The sequence below is a fragment of the Azospirillum lipoferum genome (assembly GCF_024170005.1).
Classification (GTDB): Bacteria; Pseudomonadota; Alphaproteobacteria; order Azospirillales; family Azospirillaceae; genus Azospirillum; species Azospirillum lipoferum.
The window spans coordinates 46,778-66,424 of record NZ_JALJXJ010000009.1 but is presented as its reverse complement, the minus strand read 5'-3'; the positions used below and the strand labels follow the sequence as shown (position 1 = coordinate 66,424).

Below are 19,647 nucleotides of genomic sequence, written 5' to 3'. Positions count from 1 at the left end.
GGGGCAGGGCAGAGGGGTGGACAGGGGAGGGGACGGCGGGCGGGTTCAGGCGACCGGCGCGCCGTCGGTCTTCTCCCCGCCGCTTTCGCTGCCCGCCTGCATGTGGGTGATGATGCGCTTCATCAGGCGGCCCAGCATCGCCCGTTCGTTCTCCGCCATGGCGGCGATCGGCGGGCTCAGCGACTGGCGCAGGGGATCGCGGTCCAGCAGGGTCCGCCCGTCCTCCGTCAGGTCGAACAGCCAGCCGCGCTTGAATCCGGGATGCGGGCGGCGGGCCAGCAGCCCCTTGTCCACCAGGGTGGAGACGGTACGCGACACCGGTGCCAGGTGGATTTTCTGGAACCGCGCCAGCGCGGTCAGGGTGCGGGCCGGTTCCGGCGCGTCATGGAAATAGCGCAGCGCCACCCACTGGGCCGGGAAAAGCCCGTCGGTGAAGCTGATGCCATAGACAAGCCGGCTGACCTGGTCCAGCAATGTGACCAGATCATCGTCTGTCGACGAAACGTCGCCATCCTCCGGCTTTTCCGACACGCGCTCTTCCCCCTCCCCGAAACCGCACGAACGGCGGCAAGCTTGGCCGCGGACTGTAGCGAAGTCAACGCGCCAGCGGAAGCGGCAGTCTTCGCGCCTGCGTGGAGAAAGTATGATGATGATTCTCGCTGGTTATCGTTGACGAAAATCCATTGCTGTCCGCGGCAAATCCTTGGCGAAAGCGGCTGGCCGGTCCCACCTCTGGTCCGACCCTCACAAACTGCGGACACTGGACATGACCGGCTATCCCCGTGTGACCAACGCCTTTCTGTTCGACCTTGACGGCACGCTGACCGACACGGTGTATCAGCATGTTCTGGCCTGGAAGGAGGCGCTGGACGAGGAGGGCATCGCCCTGTCGGTCTGGCGCATCCACCGCAAGATCGGCATGAGCGGCGGGCTGTTCACCAACATGCTCCTGCGCGAGACCGGACTGGCAGCCGACCAGGATCTGCTCGACCGGCTGCGCCATCGCCATTCCCAGGCCTACAAGCGGCTGGCGTCCGGCGTGGTTCCGCTGCCGGGTGCACGCGACCTGCTGGACACGCTGACGGAGTTGAAGATTCCCTGGGCGATCGCCACCAGCGGCCGGATGGAGACGGCGCGGCCGGCGCTGGAGAAACTGGGCGTCGATCCGGCGAAGGCCGCGGTCGTCACCCGCGACGAGGTCGAATATGCCAAGCCCGATCCCGACCTGTTCCTGGCCGCCGCCGCCCGCATCGGCGTCGACATCGCCAGCGCCTTCGTCGTCGGGGACAGCATCTGGGACATGATCGCCGCCAAGCGGGCGCGGGCGCTGGGTATCGGCCTGCTGTCCGGCGGTTATGGCCGCGAGGAGCTGGAGCGCTCCGGCGCGTTGCGTGTCTACGAGGATCCGGCCGACATGCTGGACCACCTGGATGAAGTCGGTGGCCGCCGCGGGTTGGCGCAGTGAAAAAGGCTTGGCGTCGAGAGCACCATCGATCTCGGCAGTTTGCCAAAATGGGCGCGAACCGGACAAAAAAAGAGCCGCTCGGAAACACCGGCGGCTCTGAAGTCCGAGAGGAACGTCCAACAAGTTGTGCCGGGTCAACCCACGGCGCATCCAGCGGTACAGGACTAATATATTAATATCCCATCCGCGTGGCAAGCGACTTCTCTTCCCGCGGTCAGCTTTTTTGCCCGCCATCGTTTCCGGTCTGCCGGCACGGGAAAACGCCCCCCGGCGCTGTGCCGGAGGGCGTCCTTGTCACTGTTCAGAGAGGTTTCGGAAGGATCGTCAGTCGGCGCCGGCCGTGGCGTTCGGGAGGACGGCGCCATGCTTGGTGCCGCGCTGGCCCAGGACCAGGGCGATGATGGCGAAGGCGGTCAGGTCGAACACGGTCAGGCAGGCGAACAGCGGCTCGTACCCGATGGTGGTGGCGAGCTGGCCGATCATCAGCGAGAAGATCATGCCGCCCAGATAGCCGGCCATGCCGCCGAAACCGGTCGCCGTGGCGACGTCCTGCTTTTCGAAGGTGTCGGTGACCAGGGCATAGAGCAGGCTCGACAGCATCTGGTGGGCGAAGGCGCCCAGGGAGAACAGGAAGATCGCGGTGATCGGGCTGGCGGCGAAGCTGATCAGCGCCGGGCCGACCATGCACACCGCACCCACGCCGACGCCGGCGATGCGGGAGTTGACCAGCGACATCCGGAAGCGCTTGACGAAGAAGGGCGACAGGTAACCGCTGAGGATGCAGCCGATGTCACCGGCCAGGAACGGCAGCCAGGCGAACAGGGCGAACTGCTTGATGTCCATGCCGCGGGTGGAGACCATGTACAGCGGGATCCAGAAGCTGAAGGTCTGCCAGGCCGGCTCGGTCAGGAAACGGGCGGCGGCGATGCTCCAGAACTTGCCCTTGCCCAGCACGCGCTTCATCGACGGCTTCGGCAGCTCGGCATGCTCCTGGCCTTCCAGGATGTAGGCGTGCTCTTCCTTGGTCAGGCGCGGGTGGTTCTCCGGGTTGCGGTACAGCATGTACCACAGGGCCGACATGCCGACGCCCAGCAGACCGGTGACCAGGAAGGCTTCCTGCCAGCCATAGGTCAGCGACAGCCAGATGACGAAGGGCGGGGCGATCATCGCGCCGATCGAGCTGCCGGTGTTGAACCAGCCGGTGGCGATGGAGCGTTCCCTGGCCGGGAACCACAGGGTGGAGGTCTTGACGCCCGACGGCATGGCCGCCGCTTCGCTGACGCCCAGCAGACCGCGGAAGAAGGCCATCGACTGCCAGCTGCCGGCCAGCGCGTGCATGGCGGCGGCGAGGCCCCAGACGCCGGCGAACATCGCGTAGCCCAGCTTCAGCCCGATCAGGTCGGTGATGTAGCCGGCCACCGGCTGCATCAGGCTGTAGCAGAGCTGGAAGGCGCTGACGATAAAGGAATATTGCTCGGTCGAGAAGTGGAGCTGTTCCTTCAGCGTCGGCGCCAGGATGCCCAGAGTGTTGCGGTCGATGTAGTTGACCACGGTGCCCAGCATCATCAGGGCAAGGATTTGCCACCGCAAACCACGGATCTTGTTCATGTTTTCCTCACATGCCTGCCACGGCAGGCGCCGGTGCGCACGTACAGGCCCTTCAGGCGGCGGTCCTCGGGCGGGATGCCTGGCCGGCGGGTGTTCGGTGCCGGGCGACGGGGTCGCTTCCGCATCGTATCAAGAGGGGCGGGAGCATCGCTGACGGAGTTATATTAATATATCAGTGTTGGATGCAAGCGGTTTTCCGGGGCCGCCTTCGGTGCTTGCGAAAATGTCGCAGTTCAATGATGCGGTGCGCTGATTTCTTCGCAGTTGCAGCATAGTCGCGGCCTTTGCCCGAGGCCGGTCGCGTGTTGCAACGCAATGTAAACGTGAGTTGAAAAGGCGGTTCTGCTGTTCGGATTTTGAAGGCGGGCTGTGTGGCCCGGTTCATCCGCCTGTAGGAAGCCACAGCATCAGGTCGCCATAAATGACCTGGATCAAAGGGCTATGTGACGTCTTCTGTCTCTTCGGTCATCCGCTTCAGGTCGTGCGCCGTTGCCTCTCCCCCAGGCTTGCTGGATCCGCGGCCGATGCTGCGGTGCGACAAATTGAGACCTTCCTTGCAAAAGTAATATATCAGACCTTGGTGCAGCGCAGAACAGCGGCGGCCGGAAAATCCGCGTCGGACTGACCAGCGTCAATGTGTCCGACCCGCTCCAGGCCGACCATTCTCCCTGGCCGATCGCCGTTTCCTGCCGCCCGCCCCGCCGGCTTTTCAAAGCTCCGCCGGCCCCCGCCATCGAAGACGCCTCACGGAGACGACTGTCGCCAGCACAAAGGATTTTTCCGGCATGATCCAGAGCCCGACCTCCACCACCTCCACCCGGCCCATCCCTGCTGCCCGCATCATGGACGGCAACGAGGCGGCGGCTTCGGTGGCCTATCGCGTCAGCGACGTCATCGCGATCTACCCCATCACGCCAAGCTCGCCGATGGGGGAGTTCGCCGACGAATGGTCGGCGGCGCGCCGTCCCAACCTGTGGGGCAGCGTGCCGCAGGTGGTGGAGATGCAGTCGGAGGGCGGTGCCGCCGGGGCGGTCCATGGCGCCTTGCAGGCCGGGGCGCTGGCGACGACCTTCACCGCGTCGCAGGGCCTGCTGCTGATGATCCCCAACATGTACAAGATCGCCGGAGAGCTGACGCCCTTCTGCATGCATGTGGCGGCGCGGACGCTGGCGACCCATGCGCTGTCGATCTTCGGCGACCATTCCGACGTGATGGCCTGCCGCCAGACCGGCTTCGCCATGCTCGCCTCGGCCAACGTGCAGGAGGCGCAGGATCTGGCGCTGATCGCTCATGCCGCGACCCTGCGGGCCCGCGTGCCCTTCCTGCATTTCTTCGACGGCTTCCGCACCTCGCACGAATTCAACTGCGTCGAACCCCTGGCCGACGATGACCTGCGCACTCTGATCGACGATTCCTGCGTCGATGCCCACCGCCGCCGCGGCCTGACGCCGGACCATCCGGTGGTCCGCGGCACGGCGCAGAATCCCGACGTGTTCTTCCAGGCCCGCGAGGCCGCCAACCCCTGGTACGACGCCTGCCCGGCCGTCGTGCAGGAGATGATGGACCGGCTGGCCGCCCGCACCGGCCGCGCCTACCGCCTGTTCGACTATCACGGCCATCCGCAGGCGGAGCGGGTGGTGGTTGTGATGGGGTCGGGTGCGGAGACCTGCAACGGCACGGTGGACCGGCTGGTCGGGCAGGGAGAGCGGGTCGGCTGCCTGACGGTCCGGCTGTTCCGCCCCTTCGCCATCGCCGACTTCGTGTCCGCCCTGCCGCCGACGGTGCGGCGAATCGCCGTGCTCGACCGCACCAAGGAACCGGGAGCGGTCGCCGACCCGCTCTATCTCGACGTGGTCGCCGCCCTGGCCGAAGCCCGCGCCGCCGACTCGTCCGCAATCGGCTCCGCCATTGATCCCATGGTGATTGCCGGCCGCTACGGCCTGTCGTCCAAGGAATTCACCCCCGCCATGGCGAAGGCGGTGTTCGACGAATTGGGACGCGACCGCCCGAAGCGCCGCTTCACCATCGGCATCACCGACGACGTCACCCACCATTCGATCCGCTGGGACCCGAATTGGGGCGTGGAGGAGCCGGGCGTCTCCCGCGCCGTCTTCTTCGGCCTGGGCGCCGACGGCACGGTGGGGGCCAACAAGAACTCGATCAAGATCATCCAGTCCCAAACCGGCGGCCATGCCCAGGCCTATTTCGTCTATGACAGCCGCAAGTCCGGCTCGACCACCGTGTCGCATCTCCGCTTTTCCAAGGACCCGATCCGCGCCCCCTACCTGATCGGCCGGGCCCGGTTCGTCGCCTGCCACCATCTGCCGCTGATGGAGCGGGTGGAGGTGGTGGAGATGGCCGCCCCCGGCGCCACCGTCCTGCTGAACGCCCCCGGCACGCCGGAGCAGGTGTGGGACGCCCTGCCGGCGGAGGTGCAGCGCCTCTGCATCGAGCGCAGGCTGTCGCTGCACGCCATCGACGCCGGCGCCGTCGCGCGGGAGGTCGGCCTCGGCCGCCGCGTCAACACCATCATGCAGACCTGCTTTTTCAAGCTGTCCGGCGTGATGCCCGTCGGGGACGCCATCGCCGAGATCAAGGCGGCCATCACCAAGACCTATGCCCGCCGCGGCGAGGAGGTGGTGACGCGCAACATCGCCGCCGTCGATCAGGCGCTGGCCCATCTGCGTCCCGTTCCGATTCCCGACCACGTCACCGCCGACCATGGCCGCCCGGCCCCGGTGCCGGACACCGCCCCCGACTTCGTCAAGCGCGTCACCGCCATGATGATCGCCGGCCATGGCGACCGGCTGCCGGTGTCCGCCTTCCCGGTCGACGGCACCTGGCCGACCGGCACCTCCAAATATGAGCGCCGCAGCATTGCGGCGGAGGCGCCGGGCTGGAACGCCGATCTCTGCATCGAGTGCAACAAGTGCGTGCTGGTCTGCCCGCATGCCGCCATCCGCGCCACCGTGGTGGCAGAGTCGGCGCTGGCCGGCGCGCCCGCCGGTTTCGAAACCATCCCCTACAAGGGCCGTGAATTCCCCGGCGGCCGCTATCGCCTGCAAGCCTCGCCGGCCGACTGCACCGGCTGCACGCTGTGCGTCGCCGCCTGTCCGGTGCAGGACAAGGGCGGTTCCGGCCGCAAGGCGCTGGAGATGCGGCCGATCCAGGCACTGGCCGGCCAGCAGGAGGCCTTCGACTTCTTCCGGACCCTGCCGGCGATCCCGCGCGAGTCGGTGCCCGTCACCGTCAAGCACAGCCAGCTTCTGGAGCCGCTGTTCGAGTTCTCCGGCGCCTGCGCCGGCTGTGGCGAGACCCCCTACATCAAGATGCTGACCCAGCTGTTCGGCGACCGCATGGTGATGGCGAACGCCACCGGCTGCTCGTCGATCTACGGCGGCAATCTGCCGACCACGCCCTACACCACCGACGCCGGCGGCCACGGGCCGGCCTGGGCCAATTCGCTGTTCGAGGACAATGCCGAGTTCGGCCTCGGCCTGCGCGTCGCCATCGACCAGATGGCCGAACAGGCGCGCGACACGCTGGCGCTGCTGTCCGCGCAGCTGGAGCCCGGTCTGGTCACTGCGCTGCTGGAGGCCGACCAGCATGACGCCGCCGGGATCGCCGCCCAGCGGACCCGTGTCGCCACCCTGATGGTGCAGCTCGCTCCGCTGAAGGATCCGCTGGCCCGGCGGCTGGAGCAACTGGCCGACTATCTGGTCCGCAAATGCGTGTGGATCGTCGGCGGCGACGGCTGGGCCTACGACATCGGCTATGGCGGCCTCGACCATGCGCTGGCGTCAGGTCGCGACGTGAATATCCTGGTGATGGATACGGAGGTGTATTCCAACACCGGCGGACAGCAGTCCAAGGCCACCCCGATCGGCGCCTCGGCGAAATTCGCCACTGCCGGCCGGTCGGCGGCCAAGAAGGATTTGGGGCTGATGGCGATGGCCTACGACCATGTCTATGTCGCCCGCACCGCCTTCGGCGCCCGCGACAGCCACACTCTGAACGCGCTGATGGAGGCCGAGGCCTACCGCGGCCCGTCGCTGGTCCTGGCCTACAGCCATTGCGTCGCCCATGGCTATGAGCTGTCGCACGGGCTGGAACACCAGAAGCTGGCGGTGGACAGCGGCCACTGGTCGCTCTACCGCCGCGATCCGCGCCAATTGGCCGATGGCAGGACCGCGCTGCAACTGGACAGCGGAGCCCCGTCGGCCGGTCTGGCCGCCTTCATGGCTGGCGAATCCCGCTTCAGCGCGGTGGAGCGCAGCAACCCCGAACGCTACCACGCGCTCCTTGATGAAGCCGAAGCGGAGATCCGCCGCAAGCGCCACCTGTTCGAGCATATGGCGGGCTTCAAGGAGTAGGCAGGAATCTCCCTCTCCCCGCTTTCGGCGGACCGGAGGTCCGCCTGTCGCGTCAGCGCAAACGAAGTTTGCGCGTGAGCGGGGGGAGAGGGGACCTTCTACCGAGAATCTTCCACACCCTCCCCACCACAATGCCGCACCCTTTTCCCCTTGCCCTGCCCATTAATATATTAGTATATTTACGCCATCGCCCGCGCCTGCCTCTGCCGCACCGGGCTCCGATCTTCAGCTCCTGTAAGGATGCCCAGTCATGCGTTCCCTGACCCGTGACCAGCTTGCCGGTGGCGCGTTCGACGTCTCCCACACCGACGGCGCTCCGACCCTGCCCGTGACCATTCTCCAGGTGGGCGACGGCAATTTCCTGCGGGGCTTCGTCGACTGGATGGTTGATGTCGCCAACGGGCAGGGGCTGACCAAAGCCGGCGTCGCCATCGCCCAGCCGCTGGACCAGGGCGTCGCAAACCTGCTGAAGGCGCAGGACAACCTCTACACCGTCCTGCTGCGCGGCATCGAGAACGGGCAGGAGGTCGAATCCCGCCGCGTCGTCTCCTGTGTCTCGGCGGCGCTGAACCCCTATGCCGACTGGGCGCGGATGGTCGAGCTGGCCAGTTCTCCCGCGCTGCGCTTCTTCGTCTCCAACACCACCGAGGCCGGCATCGCCGACCGCGAGGAGGCTTATGCGCCCGGCGCCTGCCCGGACAGCTTCCCGGCCAAGGTCGCGGCCCTGCTGCACGCCCGCTACACGGCGCTGGGCGGCACGGCCGACAGCGGTCTGGTCTTCCTGCCCTGCGAGCTGATCGAGGCCAACGGCGCCAACCTGAAGCGCATCGTGCTGGCCCATGCCAAGCGCTGGGGGCTGGAAGCCGGCTTCGCCGACTGGGTCGGGACGCACAACCACTTCCTGAACACGCTGGTCGACCGCATCGTCCCCGGCTACCCGAAGGACGAGGCCGCCGCCCTCAGCGCCAAGTGGGGCTATGAGGACAGGCTGGCCGTCGCCGCCGAGCCCTTCCATGTCTGGGTGATCGAGGGTCCGGCCCATCTGGCCGACGAACTGCCGCTGCACAAGGTCGGCCTGAACGTGGTGTGGACCGACGACCTTCAGCCCTACCGCACCCGCAAGGTCCGTATCCTGAACGGCGCCCACACCGCCAGCGCGCTGGCCGCCTATTGCGCCGGGCTGGACACCGTCAAGTCGATGATGGACGACCCGACCGTGTCGGCCTATCTGAACAAGGTGATGTTCGAGGAGATCGTTCCCTACGTGCCCCTGCCGGAGGCCGAGCGCCAGGACTATGCCCGCACCATCATGGAGCGCTTCGGCAACCCCTATATCCAGCACGAGCTGATCTCGATCACCCTGAACTCGGTGTCGAAGTGGCAGGTGCGCGTCCTGCCCAGCCTGAAGGACGCGGTGGTCCGCAACGGCGCGGCCCCCGCCGGCCTGTCCTTCTCGCTGGCGGCGCTGCTGCGCTTCTACCGCGGCACTCTGGCCGACGGCGCCTATACCGGCACGCGCGAGGCGGGGTCCTACCCGATCAGCGACAATGCCGAGGTGATCGCCGCCATGGCCGCCGCCTGGGCTGCCAACGCTGACGATCCGAAGGCCCTGGTGTCTGCCGTCCTGTCCGACCTCCGCCTGTGGAAGGAGGACCTGACCGCCATCCCCGGCCTTGCCGCACGGGTGGCCGACAGCCTCGCCGCCATCCAGGCCAAGGGCATGAAGGCGGCGATGGCGGAACTGGTTGCCGGCTGATCCGGCGCTCGTGACCGTAAGACGGGGGGCGCGTCCGATGCGGCGCGCCCCCAAAGGTGTGAAGAGATGACACCCCTTCTGAACCGGCGCATCGCCGAACTGGAACTCGACGCGGCGGTGCTGCGCCATCGCCTGCTGCATATTCCGCTGGCGATGCAAGAGGATTGCAACCTGCGGGCAAGCCATAGGATCATCGGCCGCGAAGCGCTGAACCTGTTCCGGGCCGTCCGGCGGGAGACGCGCGACAGCGACGACGGGAGCGAGTGCGACGAGGCGCTCAGCCGGATCGAGGCCGCCTATCAGCTTGTCCACGAAGCGATAGAGGCCCTGGCTGATCTCACCCTGCGCGTGCCTGCTTCCGCCGGTCCGCCGACGCGGCACTGACGGGCCGCAATCCCGATGCGTGAGGAAGACCGACGATGCAGACGACAGAGACCAGGAAGCGGACGCGCCGCGGCACCCAGCGGGTGACGATGACCGACGTGGCGACCGCCGCCGACGTGTCGCCCAGCACGGTCTCGCTCTATCTCCGCCGGCCGGAGTCGGTATCGAGCCATCTGGCCGAACGCATCGCGCGGGTGATCGACGAGATGGGCTATGTGCCCAATCTGGTCGCCGGCAGCCTCGCCGCCGCGCGCAGCCGCACCGTCGGCGTCATCCTGCCGTCGATCCTGAACTCCTTCTTCGCCGAGACCTACAACACGCTCCAGGGCATGTTCCAGGCGGCGCATTACCAGACCCTGCTGGGCGTCAGCGAGTTCAGCCCGGAGGAGGAGGAAAGCCTGATCCGCGCCTTCCTAGCCTGGTCGCCGGCGGCGATGGTGGTGACCGGCTTCCACCACACCGAACGGACCCGCGCCATGCTGGCCTCCTGCGGCGTGCCGGTGGTGGAGATGTGGGATATGCCCGGCCACCCCGGCGAGGCGGTCAACATCAGCGTCGGCTTCTCGCATTTCGAGGTCGGCCGCATGCAGACCAGCCACCTCTACGACCAGGGCAGCCGCAAAGTCGCCTATATCGGCGCCGCCGCCCACCAGGATCTGCGCGTCCGCAGCCGCACCGACGGCTACGATGCGGAGGTTCTGCGCCGCGGCCTGCACGAGCCCATCGACTTCACCGTTCCCGACGCCGCCACCACCGAGGTCGGCCGCTGGCTGATCGACGAGATCCTGACCCGCCATCCCGACATCGACGGGGTGGTCTGCTCCAACGACGCGCTGGCGCTGGGCGTGCTGTTCGAGGTCACCCGCCGCGACCTGCGCGTGCCCGACGATCTGGCGGTGGTGGGGTTCGGCGATCTGCCCTTCAGCAGTTCCTGCCCGCCGCCGCTGACCACCGTCCGCCCGCCCCAGCGCGAGATCGGCCGTCTCAGCGCCACGCAAATCCTGGCGGCCCTGGATGGCGTCCGCGTGACGCCGAAGCACCACAACCTCGATTGCGAACTGGTGATCCGCGGCAGCACCCGGCCGGTGGCGAAGCGGTAGATTCCCTACCTTGTTGTTTCCCGATTGTGTGGCATACCCTCAATTCCGGTTATGGCTTTCGGCGTAATTGGACGGGGCAGTGTTCATGCAGGCGCAAGGGCGGGGCGGATCCAACGGTTTCCAGCGTCTCATCGGGCGTTTGCCCCGGCTGATACCAGGCTTGGCTCTCCTGCTGACCCTTGCGGTTCCGCTGTCCGATGCCGGAGCCGCCAAGCCCGACCGCCTGCAACGGCTGCTCGATCGCTTCCTTGCCGACGAGGAGCTGGATGGCGGCATCCTGCTGGTGTCTGGTCCCGACGGACGGCGGCTGGTGGTCTCCGGGATCGCCGACCGCAAGGGGCAGCGGCCGGTGACGGAGGACACCCGCTTCTACGTCGCCTCCGTCGGCAAGATGGCGACCGCCGCCGCCGTCCTGCAACAGGTGGAGGAGGGGCGGCTCTCGCTCGACCAGCCGGTGCGGGAGCTGGCTCCGGATCTGCCGCTGGACAGGATCGCCAATGCCAATCGGGCGCGGCTGGTCCACCTGCTCGACCACAGCTCGGGCATCCCCGATTACATCACCGAAGCCTATCAGCAGGATGAGGCGGACAGGCCGGAAAAGCTGCCGCGCGACGGCACCCTGCTCGCCTATGCGGTGGGGGAGAAGGCGACCGGTCCGGTCGGCGGGCATTACGACTATTCCAACAGCAACTATGTGCTGCTCGGCCACATCGCGTCGCGGCGCGACGGCGTTCCCTTTGCGCAGGTTCTGCGGAGCCGGGTGCTGGAGCGGGCCGGGATGGCTTCGACCAGCGTCGGCGCCGATCCGCGTGACCGCAGCCTCGCCCATGGCTACACCGAGGAGGGCGACGTCAGCCGCCGGTCCTGGGCGGCGACCACCGGCGACGGACCGCTGGTCACCACCGCCAGCGATCTGGAACGCTTCGTCTTCGCCCTGTTCCGCGACAACCGGCTGCTGGGGGCGGCGACCGTCCGGCGCATGCTGACCCCGTCCGAGAACGAGGAAGGGCAGGGACTGGGCGTTGCGCTGTGGAAGGACCGCTGGGGACGCGGTGCCGGCCATGACGGGCGCTATGACGGGTTCGAGGCCGATGTCCGCTATTACCCCGGCCGCCGCACCGCGCTGATCTTCCTGACCAACGGCAACCAGCAGAGCGACGACGCCCTGCTGGATGCGGTGGCGGAGGAGGTGTTCGGCCCCTGAGCCCCGCCTGCGGTTGACGGAAATTATTATCAATAGGATAGTAAATATAGAAAAATACAACTTATAACGCAGGATGGACAGGCTCATGGCGCTCGCACTGCATTCTTCCCGCCGCAATTTCCTCGTCGGGGCCGGCCGTTTCGCGGGCGCCGCCGCCGCGGTCCGGCTGATGCCGGGCGCCGCTTTCGCGGCGGAGGCGGGCGGGGCCTATTGCCCGCCGCCCTCGGCCTGGACGGATCTGGCGAAGGCAGTGAAGGGTGGGGCGGTGCTGCGGCCGGAGGATCCCTTCTTCGCCGATATCTGCCGTCCCAACAACCTGCGCTATGGCGCCACCCTGCCGGCCGGCATCGCCCGTTGCGGCACTCCCCAGGATGTCCAGGCCTGCATCAAATGGGTGAAGGAGCAGGCGATGCCCTTCGCCGTGCGCTCCGGCGGGCACAATTATGCCGGCTTCTCCACTACGCCCGGCCTGCTGATCGACATGACGCTGATGGCGGGGGCGGAGCCGGTGACGGGCTCCGACGGGCTGGTCAGGGTGCTGGGCGGCACGCTGAACTCCTACGTCTACAAGCAGATGGAGCGGTTGGGCCGCACCATCACCCATGGGCGCTGCGATTCGGTCGGTGCGGCCGGCTTCCTGCTGGGCGGCGGCATCGGCTTCAACATGCGCAAGTTCGGCATGGCGTCCGACCTGCTGCGGGGGACGGAGCTGGTGACGGCCGACGGCAGCCACCTCAAGGCCGATGCCACCACCGAATCCGCCCTTTATTGGGCCTGCCGTGGCGGTGCCGGTGGCAATTTCGGCATCAACACCTCCTTCACCCTGGAGACCCGCCCGGCGGAGCCGGTGACGGTCTTCAATCTGGTGTGGACCAAGGATCTGCCGAAGGTCCTGAAGCTCCTGCTGACCGAACTGGCGGCGGCCCCCGACGAGTTCGGCAGCAAGATCAACGTCACCATTCCCAGCTGGCAGGAGCGCTGCGCCAACGTGCCGCTGAAGCTGTCGATCCTCGGCCAGCTGCACAAATCCAGCATGACGCTGAAGGAAATCTTCAAATCCACCTGGGAACTGATCGACAAGGACCAGTCGCAGATCAAGGAGAACGTGCCCTACTGGACGGGGCAGGATTTCCTGACCGAGACGACCTTCCCCTATTACTATCAGGAAAAATCCAGCTTCATGAAGGCGGCGGACATCGGCGACGAGGCCATCGCCGCGATGTTCGACTGGGCGGCGAGGATGCCCGCCACCTCGATGCCGGTGGCCTTCAAATTTTTCCAGGTCGGCGGTGCCATCAACCGCGTCGGCCCGACGGAGACCGCCTATGTCCACCGCGGCTATGACTGGCTGTTCTCGGTGGAGGCCAACTGGTGGCGGCCGACGGATTCGGCCCTGCTGATCGAGCAGGCGCTGGAGTGGCAGCAGCGCTTCTACGACGACGTCAACCGCCGGACCAAGGCGCAAGGCGCCTTCCAGAATTTCCCCGACCCGTCGCTGGCCGATTGGCAGCGGGCCTATTACGGCGAGAATCTCGCCAGGCTGGCCCAGGTGAAGAAGGCGGTCGACCCAACCATGCTCTTCACCTTCGCCCAGGCGATCCGTCCGGCGTAACGTCCCAGGCCGGGCTGCGGCTCAGTCCGCCCGCAGTCCTTGCGCCTGGAACTGCCCGCGCACGCGCTCCACCAGCTCGCGCGAGGGCGGTTCGGTATTGGTCAGCATGTATTTGCGACCAAGGGCCTTCCATTTGTGCTCGCCCATCTTGTGGAAGGGCAGCACGTCGACCCGGTCGACCACGCCCAGCCCGGCGACGAACTCCGCCAGCCCATCGATCTCGGCCGCGTCGTCGGTCAGGTTGGGGACCAGCACATAGCGCAGCCAGATCCGCTTGTTCATCCCGGCCAGCCGCTCCGCGAACTCCAGCGTCGGGCGCAGCGGAACGCCGGTCAGGTGGCGATAGGTCTTTTCCGAAAACGCCTTGATGTCGAGCAGGACGAGATCGACATCCTCCAGCAGATGGTCGTCGGCGTGGTTGCCGAGGAAGCCGGAGGTGTCGAGTGCGGTATGCAGCCCCAGCGCCTTCGCCCCGCGCAGGATGGCGGCGGCGAATTCCGGCTGCACCAGCGGTTCGCCTCCGCTCAGCGTCAGCCCGCCATGGGCGCGCTTCAGGAAGGTGGCGTAGAGCGCGATGTCGTCCAGCACCTCCGCGGAGGTCGTCCGCGTCCCGTCATGCATGTGCTGGGTGTCGGGGTTGTGGCAGTAGAGGCAGCGCAACGGGCAGCCCGACATGAACAGCACATAGCGGATCCCCGGCCCGTCCACCGTGCCGCCGGTCTCGACCGAATGGACCCAGCCGGAAACGGAGCCGGGGCGGGCTTGGGGGAGGGGGGGTGTCATAACCGATCCAATTTTAAAACTTTGTGCCCGGATATCCCCCTCTCCCCCCGGGGAGAGGGTCGGGGTGAGGGGGATGCATCTGGAGGATTCTCGGTAAAGGGCCGCCGCGCGACCCCCTCACCCTAACCCTCTCCCCAGGGGGGAGAGGGGATCTCGCTTTAGGGCGGAGGGGAAGCCGATACCCCTCAATGCTTGTCGTGGAACGTCCGGCTGATGACGTCGAGCTGCTGCTCGCGGGTCAGCTTGATGAAGTTCACGGCATAGCCGGACACCCGGATGGTCAGCTGCGGATACAGCTCCGGATGGTCCATGGCGTGCAGCAGCGTCTCGCGGTCGAAGACGTTGACGTTGATGTGGTGGCCGCCCTGGGCGGCATAGCCGTCCAGCATGCCGACCAGATTGCTCACACGCTCGTCTTCCGTCCGGCCGAGAGCGCCGGGGACGATGGTGAAGGTGTAGCTGATGCCGTCCTGCGCATGGGAGTAGGGCAGCTTCGCCACGCTGGCCATCGACGCGATGGCGCCCTTCCTGTCCCGCCCGTGCATCGGGTTGGCGCCCGGCGCGAAGGGCTGGCCGGCCTTGCGGCCGTCCGGCGTGTTGCCGGTCTTCTTGCCATAGACCACGTTGGAGGTGATCGTCAGCACCGACTGGGTCGGCATGGCGTTCCGGTAGGGCTTCTGCTTGCGCAGCGCCGTCATGAAGCGCTCGACCGCCCACACCGCGATGTCGTCGACCCGGGCGTCGTTGTTGCCGAAGGCCGGATAGTCGCCCTCGATCTCGAAATCGGTGGCGAGGCCGCTGGCGTCGCGGATCACCTTCACCTTGGCATGCTTGATCGCCGACAGGCTGTCCGCCACCACGCTCAGGCCGGCGATGCCGCAGGCCATGGTGCGCAGGATGTCGCGGTCGTGCAGGGCCATCTCCATCCGCTCGTACATGTACTTGTCGTGCATGTAGTGGATGGCGTTCAGCGCGTTCATGTAGACCTTGGCCAGCCACTCCATCATCGGCTCGAAGCGGGCCATGACCTCGTCATAGTCCAGCACGTCGCCGGTGATCGGCGCGAAGGCCGGGCCGATCTGCTCGCCCGAAACCTCGTCCTTGCCGCCGTTGATGGCGTACATCAGCGTCTTGGCCAGATTGGCGCGGGCGCCGAAGAACTGCATCTGCTTGCCGATGCGCATGGCCGAGACGCAGCAGGCGATGCCGTAATCGTCGCCCCAATAGCCGCGCATCAGGTCGTCGTTCTCGTACTGGACCGAGCAGGTCTTGATCGAGGTGTCGGCGCAGAAGCGCTTGAAGCCGTCCGGCAGCTTCTCCGACCACAGGACCGTCAGGTTCGGTTCCGGCGCCGGACCCAGATTGTGCAGGGTCTGCAACATGCGGAAGTTGGTCTTGCTCACCAGCGTCCGGCCGTCCAGCCCCATGCCGCCCAGGCATTCCGTCACCCAGGTCGGGTCGCCCGAGAACAGCTGGTCGTATTCCGGCGTGCGCAGGAAGCGGACCATGCGCAGCTTCATGACGAAATGGTCGATCATCTCCTGGGCTTCGGCTTCGGTGATGACGCCGTCGCGCAGGTCGCGGTCGATATAGATGTCGAGGAAGCTGGACACGCGGCCCAGCGACATGGCGGCACCGTTGGCTTCCTTGACCGCCGCCAGATAGGCCAGATAGGTCCACTGCACCGCTTCGCGCGCGGTGGCGGCCGGACGCTTGACGTCGAAGCCGTAGGAGGCGGCCATTGTGACCAGCTCCTTCAGCGCGCGGATCTGCTCGGAGATCTCCTCGCGCAGGCGCAGGATGTCCTCGTCGATCCGGCTGACTTCCAGCGAGGCCAGCTGGGCCTTCTTGTCCTTGATCAGGAAATCGGCGCCGTACAGCGCCAGCCGGCGATAGTCGCCGATGATGCGGCCGCGGCCGTAGGCGTCGGGCAGGCCGGTGATGACGCCGGACTTGCGGCAGCGCAGCATCTCGGGCGTGTAGACATCGAACACGCCGTCATTGTGCGTCTTGCGCAGGGCCGGGAACACCTCCTCCAGCTTCGGCGACGGGGTGTAGCCGTAGGCCTCCAGCCCGGTCTTGACCATGCGCCAGCCGCCGAACGGCATGATCGCGCGCTTCAGCGGCTTGTCGGTCTGCAAACCGACGATCACTTCCAGCTCGCGGTCGATATAGCCGGCGGCGTGCGAGGTGATGGAGGCGAAGACTTCGGTATCGGCATCCAGCACGCCGCCCTTGGCGGCGCGTTCCTGCTTCAGCAGGTCGGTGACCTTGGCGAACAGCGCGGTGGTGCGGGCGGTGGGACCGGCGACGAAGCCTGCATCGCCTTCATAGGGGCACAGGTTGCGCTGGATGAAATCGCGGACGTCGACCGAGCGGCGCCAGACGCCCGGGGCGAAGCCGCGCCAGGGGTCGGCGGCGGACTGCTGCTCCGTTGTCTGGGCAAGTCCGTCCATCAGCAGGGTGTCCATGATGACTCCTCAGAGATATAGCCGTCGGCGCGGGTCGAATGCCGTGTCGGCGGTCTCGTGGTGCCCGCGAACCGCGCGGGACGATTGGAAGCATAGGCGCGATCGGCGCCGAATTCGTTGATACACGTCATATTTTCAGGCCGGGCGCGGAGTGGCTGATGCCGTGCGTTGCGCCCGCTCTGTAGTTTTACTACATACTCCCGGGCGGCCTTCCGGACAAGGCGAACCGACCCGGCATTTTGTCGCAGGGTAGGCGTGGAACGGTTGGAAATGCTTGGAAAGGGCGCGTCGGCCGCGCGACGGAATCGGTCGTTCGCAGCGCTGTATATGTAGCTTTGCTACATGTGCTAGGCTGACCCACAATCAGAAGGGAGCGACCCCCACATGCTGGCGAGAATCGCCGCCGTCCGCGACCAGATCCGGCCTTCGGAACGCAAGCTGGCCGACTATGCGATGGCCCATCCGGGCGACGTCATCAACCTGTCCATGGCCGAACTGGCCGACCGGGTCGGGGTGAGTGAACCGACGGTGGCGCGCTTCTGCGCGGCGCTCGGCTGCCGCGGCTTCCGCGAATTCAAGATCAAGCTGGCGCAGGACATCGCCGGCGGCATGCCGTTCCTGCACCAGGACCTGTCGGTGGGCGGGGAGTCGGATGCCGATGGCAAGGTTCCAGGGGGTGTGCCGGGGGCCGTGCTGGCCGGCAAGCTGTTCGACCGCACCATCGCCACGCTGATGCAGGTGCGCAACAACCTGCCGGCCGAGGCGGTGGACCGGGCCGCCGACGTTCTGGCCTCGGCCCGGCGGATCGAGTTCTACGGTTCCGGCAATTCCGGCACGGTGGCGGAGGACATTCAGCGCAAGTTCTTCCGGCTGGGCATGCCGACCGTCGCCTACACCGATTCCCATGTCTATTTCGCGTCCGCCTTGACATTGGCGAAGGGTGACGCCGTCGTCGCGGTGTCCAGCACCGGCCGCACCCGTGACATCCTCGACGCCGTGCAGAACGCCCGCAAGGCCGGCGCCGACGTGGTGGCCCTGACCCGCTCCGGTTCGCCGCTTGCCGACATGGCGACGGTCAGCCTCGTCGCCGACGTGGCCGACGATTTCGACATCCATTCGCCGATGACCGTCCGCATCGCCCATCTGGTCCTGGGCGACATCCTGTCGATCGCCGTGGCGCTGCGGATGGGCGACACCCTTCAAGAGCGGCTGAAGCGCCACGACCGCGCCGTCGACGCTCATGTATCGGAACGGGCCGGCAATAGTTAAGACAGGTCAGAGGTTCGCATGAAGCGGAGCCGCTGCGTGGCTCCCTTCAACAAAAAGCCCAGGAAAGGATGGAAGTCCTATAAGCTGCGGCCGATTGCACCTGTTGCGGAGGCCCGCCGTGCCGTTCGACAGCCAGCCTTTCGCCGCTTGGGTGGAACAACAGCCGGGGAACTGTTCCACGCTGTTTCATTCACCCGGCGGTTCCCCGTCCCGGCCGGCGCCTTGGCGCGACATGGGACAACGGGCGGGAGTCCGTTCCAGGATGTTTCACCTGCCCCGCAGCCGTCCGCCCCGGACGGGAAATGGCCGATGGGTGGAACAACAGCCGGAATCCTGTTCCACACCGTTCCATCCCCCGTCCCGAACGGAGAGTTCATTGCCCGCCCGGCAGCTTCGCCCCTTCGCGGGCGTAGACCTGGATCGGCCGGCAATCCTCGTCGAGCGTGACCACCAGCGCGCCCGGTTGATCCTTCAGATACACCCAGGCGTCCCAGCGGACGATCTTGTCGCGGAATTCATCGCGATAGATGCCGTAGTTCACGCCACGGATATTGCCGGCAGGGAGGCGCAAGCCGGTGAGGACCGCGGCGGTCTGCGGGTTGCAGTCATTGGTCACGTTGCTGTTGACGACGGCAAGCACGGCCGGATCGGGCTGTGCCACCGGCGGGGGCGAGAGGGAGGATGCGCAGGCCGACACCAGGAGGGTCAGCGCACCGGCTGCGGCGGTGGCCGTGAAGTTCGGCATTTTCATGGGGGAAGACACCATTTGCTTTCTTTGTCTTTTTGGAAATATGGGTGGCGGATGCGGCGGCGTCGATTGCACGTTCGGCAAGTCTCCTGCGTCACGTTCGCCGACCGGCATCCCGTGCGGCGCGCGGCTCTTGCCTCCCATCCGCCTTTGGCGCAAGAGGTGACGCGAGAAAGTCCCTGCACCGTTCACGCTGCGGAGTTCCAAGCCCCATGACCACCACTCAGACAACGACCGATCAGACCACGGCCAATCAGCCCACTGCCTTCGTCCCGACCTGCGACCTGTTCGATCGTTTCAAGGACGATGCCCGCTATGTCCTGCCGGGCTTCCGCGACTTCGGTGCCGTCACCCGCTTTACCGGCGAGGTCGTCACCGTGAAGTGCCTGGAGGACAATTCCCGCGTCAAGGAGCTGCTGGCCACCCCCGGTGCCGGCCGCGTCCTGGTGGTGGACGGCGCCGGCAGCCTGCGCTGCGCCCTGATGGGCGACATGATCGCCGCGTCGGCCGTCAGGAACGGCTGGGCCGGCGTGGTCATCTGGGGCTGTGTCCGCGATGTGGCGGAACTGGCGACCCTGCCGTTCGGCATCAAGGCGCTGGCGTCGATCCCGCGTGCCTCCACCCGCCGCGACCAGGGGCTGGTGGATGTGGCCGTGGAACTGCCGGGCGCGGCGGTGCGTCCCGGCGACATCCTGTTCGCCGACGAGGACGGCATCGTCCTGCTGACGCCGGAGCAAGCCGCCACCTTGAAGTAAAGCATGGGTGCCGAAGTGGTCATACCAAGCACCGGTAATACCAGTGTAAAAAGAATGGCTGCTTCGTCCTGTCCGCTTCACGTAAGCGGGGCGGCCCCTTGCACTTTCATTTAAGCAGG

14 protein-coding genes are annotated in these 19,647 nt (G+C 66.7%); 9 read left to right on the top strand and 5 right to left on the bottom strand.

Annotation, left to right across the window (positions count from 1 at the left end; genetic code table 11):
- Positions 1-45: 45 nt before the first annotated feature.
- Positions 46-531, bottom strand: coding sequence for a MarR family winged helix-turn-helix transcriptional regulator (locus tag J2848_RS20380; protein ID WP_149235195.1), 486 nt, complete (start codon positions 529-531; stop codon positions 46-48).
- Between the two features lie 235 nt (positions 532-766).
- On the opposite strand from J2848_RS20380, the gene J2848_RS20375 reads away from it, so the two are divergent.
- Positions 767-1,465 carry an HAD family hydrolase gene (locus J2848_RS20375; RefSeq protein WP_149235196.1) on the top strand — a complete coding sequence of 233 codons (699 nt, stop codon included), beginning with the start codon at positions 767-769 and terminating at the stop codon, positions 1,463-1,465.
- A 324-nt stretch (positions 1,466-1,789) separates the two neighbouring features.
- Here the strand turns inward: J2848_RS20375 and J2848_RS20370 are convergent, their stop codons facing one another.
- The gene (locus tag J2848_RS20370) at positions 1,790-3,073 is read right to left on the bottom strand and encodes an MFS transporter (protein ID WP_149235197.1); all 1,284 of its coding nucleotides are present in this window, start codon (positions 3,071-3,073) and stop codon (positions 1,790-1,792) included.
- Positions 3,074-3,915: 842 nt separating this feature from the next.
- Between J2848_RS20370 and nifJ the strand changes: the two genes are divergently transcribed.
- The 6 genes from nifJ (at position 3,916) to J2848_RS20340 (ending at position 13,502) form a co-directional block, all read left to right on the top strand.
- Positions 3,916-7,446: a pyruvate:ferredoxin (flavodoxin) oxidoreductase gene (gene nifJ / locus J2848_RS20365; protein ID WP_149235245.1), complete on the top strand. Its 3,531-nt coding sequence runs from the start codon at positions 3,916-3,918 to the stop codon at positions 7,444-7,446.
- A 250-nt stretch (positions 7,447-7,696) separates the two neighbouring features.
- A complete protein-coding gene (locus tag J2848_RS20360) occupies positions 7,697-9,202 on the top strand; it encodes a tagaturonate reductase (protein ID WP_149235199.1) in 1,506 nt (501 codons plus the stop codon).
- Positions 9,203-9,268: 66 nt separating this feature from the next.
- A complete protein-coding gene (locus J2848_RS20355; protein ID WP_149235200.1) occupies positions 9,269-9,586 on the top strand; it encodes a hypothetical protein in 318 nt (105 codons plus the stop codon).
- 35 nt (positions 9,587-9,621) lie between these two features.
- Positions 9,622-10,686 carry a LacI family DNA-binding transcriptional regulator gene (locus tag J2848_RS20350; protein ID WP_149235201.1) on the top strand — a complete coding sequence of 355 codons (1,065 nt, stop codon included), beginning with the start codon at positions 9,622-9,624 and terminating at the stop codon, positions 10,684-10,686.
- 160 nt (positions 10,687-10,846) lie between these two features.
- The gene (locus J2848_RS20345) at positions 10,847-11,890 is read left to right on the top strand and encodes a serine hydrolase domain-containing protein (protein ID WP_246194446.1); all 1,044 of its coding nucleotides are present in this window, start codon (positions 10,847-10,849) and stop codon (positions 11,888-11,890) included.
- An 85-nt stretch (positions 11,891-11,975) separates the two neighbouring features.
- On the top strand, positions 11,976-13,502 hold the full coding sequence (locus J2848_RS20340; protein ID WP_246194447.1) for an FAD-binding oxidoreductase: 1,527 nt from the start codon (positions 11,976-11,978) through the stop codon (positions 13,500-13,502).
- A 21-nt stretch (positions 13,503-13,523) separates the two neighbouring features.
- Here the strand turns inward: J2848_RS20340 and pflA are convergent, their stop codons facing one another.
- Positions 13,524-14,285, bottom strand: a complete 762-nt coding sequence (gene pflA, locus J2848_RS20335) for a pyruvate formate-lyase-activating protein (RefSeq protein ID WP_149235204.1) — start codon at positions 14,283-14,285, stop codon at positions 13,524-13,526.
- A 185-nt stretch (positions 14,286-14,470) separates the two neighbouring features.
- Complete coding sequence (pflB, locus tag J2848_RS20330; RefSeq protein WP_149235205.1) at positions 14,471-16,756, bottom strand: formate C-acetyltransferase; 2,286 nt, start codon at positions 16,754-16,756, stop codon at positions 14,471-14,473.
- A 384-nt stretch (positions 16,757-17,140) separates the two neighbouring features.
- Here pflB and J2848_RS20325 point away from each other — a divergent pair, with 384 nt between their 5' ends.
- A complete protein-coding gene (locus J2848_RS20325; protein ID WP_149235206.1) occupies positions 17,141-18,025 on the top strand; it encodes a MurR/RpiR family transcriptional regulator in 885 nt (294 codons plus the stop codon).
- A 373-nt stretch (positions 18,026-18,398) separates the two neighbouring features.
- On the opposite strand, the gene J2848_RS20320 is transcribed toward J2848_RS20325, so the two are convergent.
- Complete coding sequence (locus tag J2848_RS20320; protein WP_149235207.1) at positions 18,399-18,776, bottom strand: hypothetical protein; 378 nt, start codon at positions 18,774-18,776, stop codon at positions 18,399-18,401.
- Between the two features lie 209 nt (positions 18,777-18,985).
- On the opposite strand from J2848_RS20320, the gene rraA reads away from it, so the two are divergent.
- Positions 18,986-19,528 (top strand): ribonuclease E activity regulator RraA, encoded by a 543-nt coding sequence (gene rraA / locus J2848_RS20315; RefSeq protein ID WP_149235208.1) that lies wholly within the window; start codon positions 18,986-18,988, stop codon positions 19,526-19,528.
- Positions 19,529-19,647 lie beyond the last annotated feature (119 nt).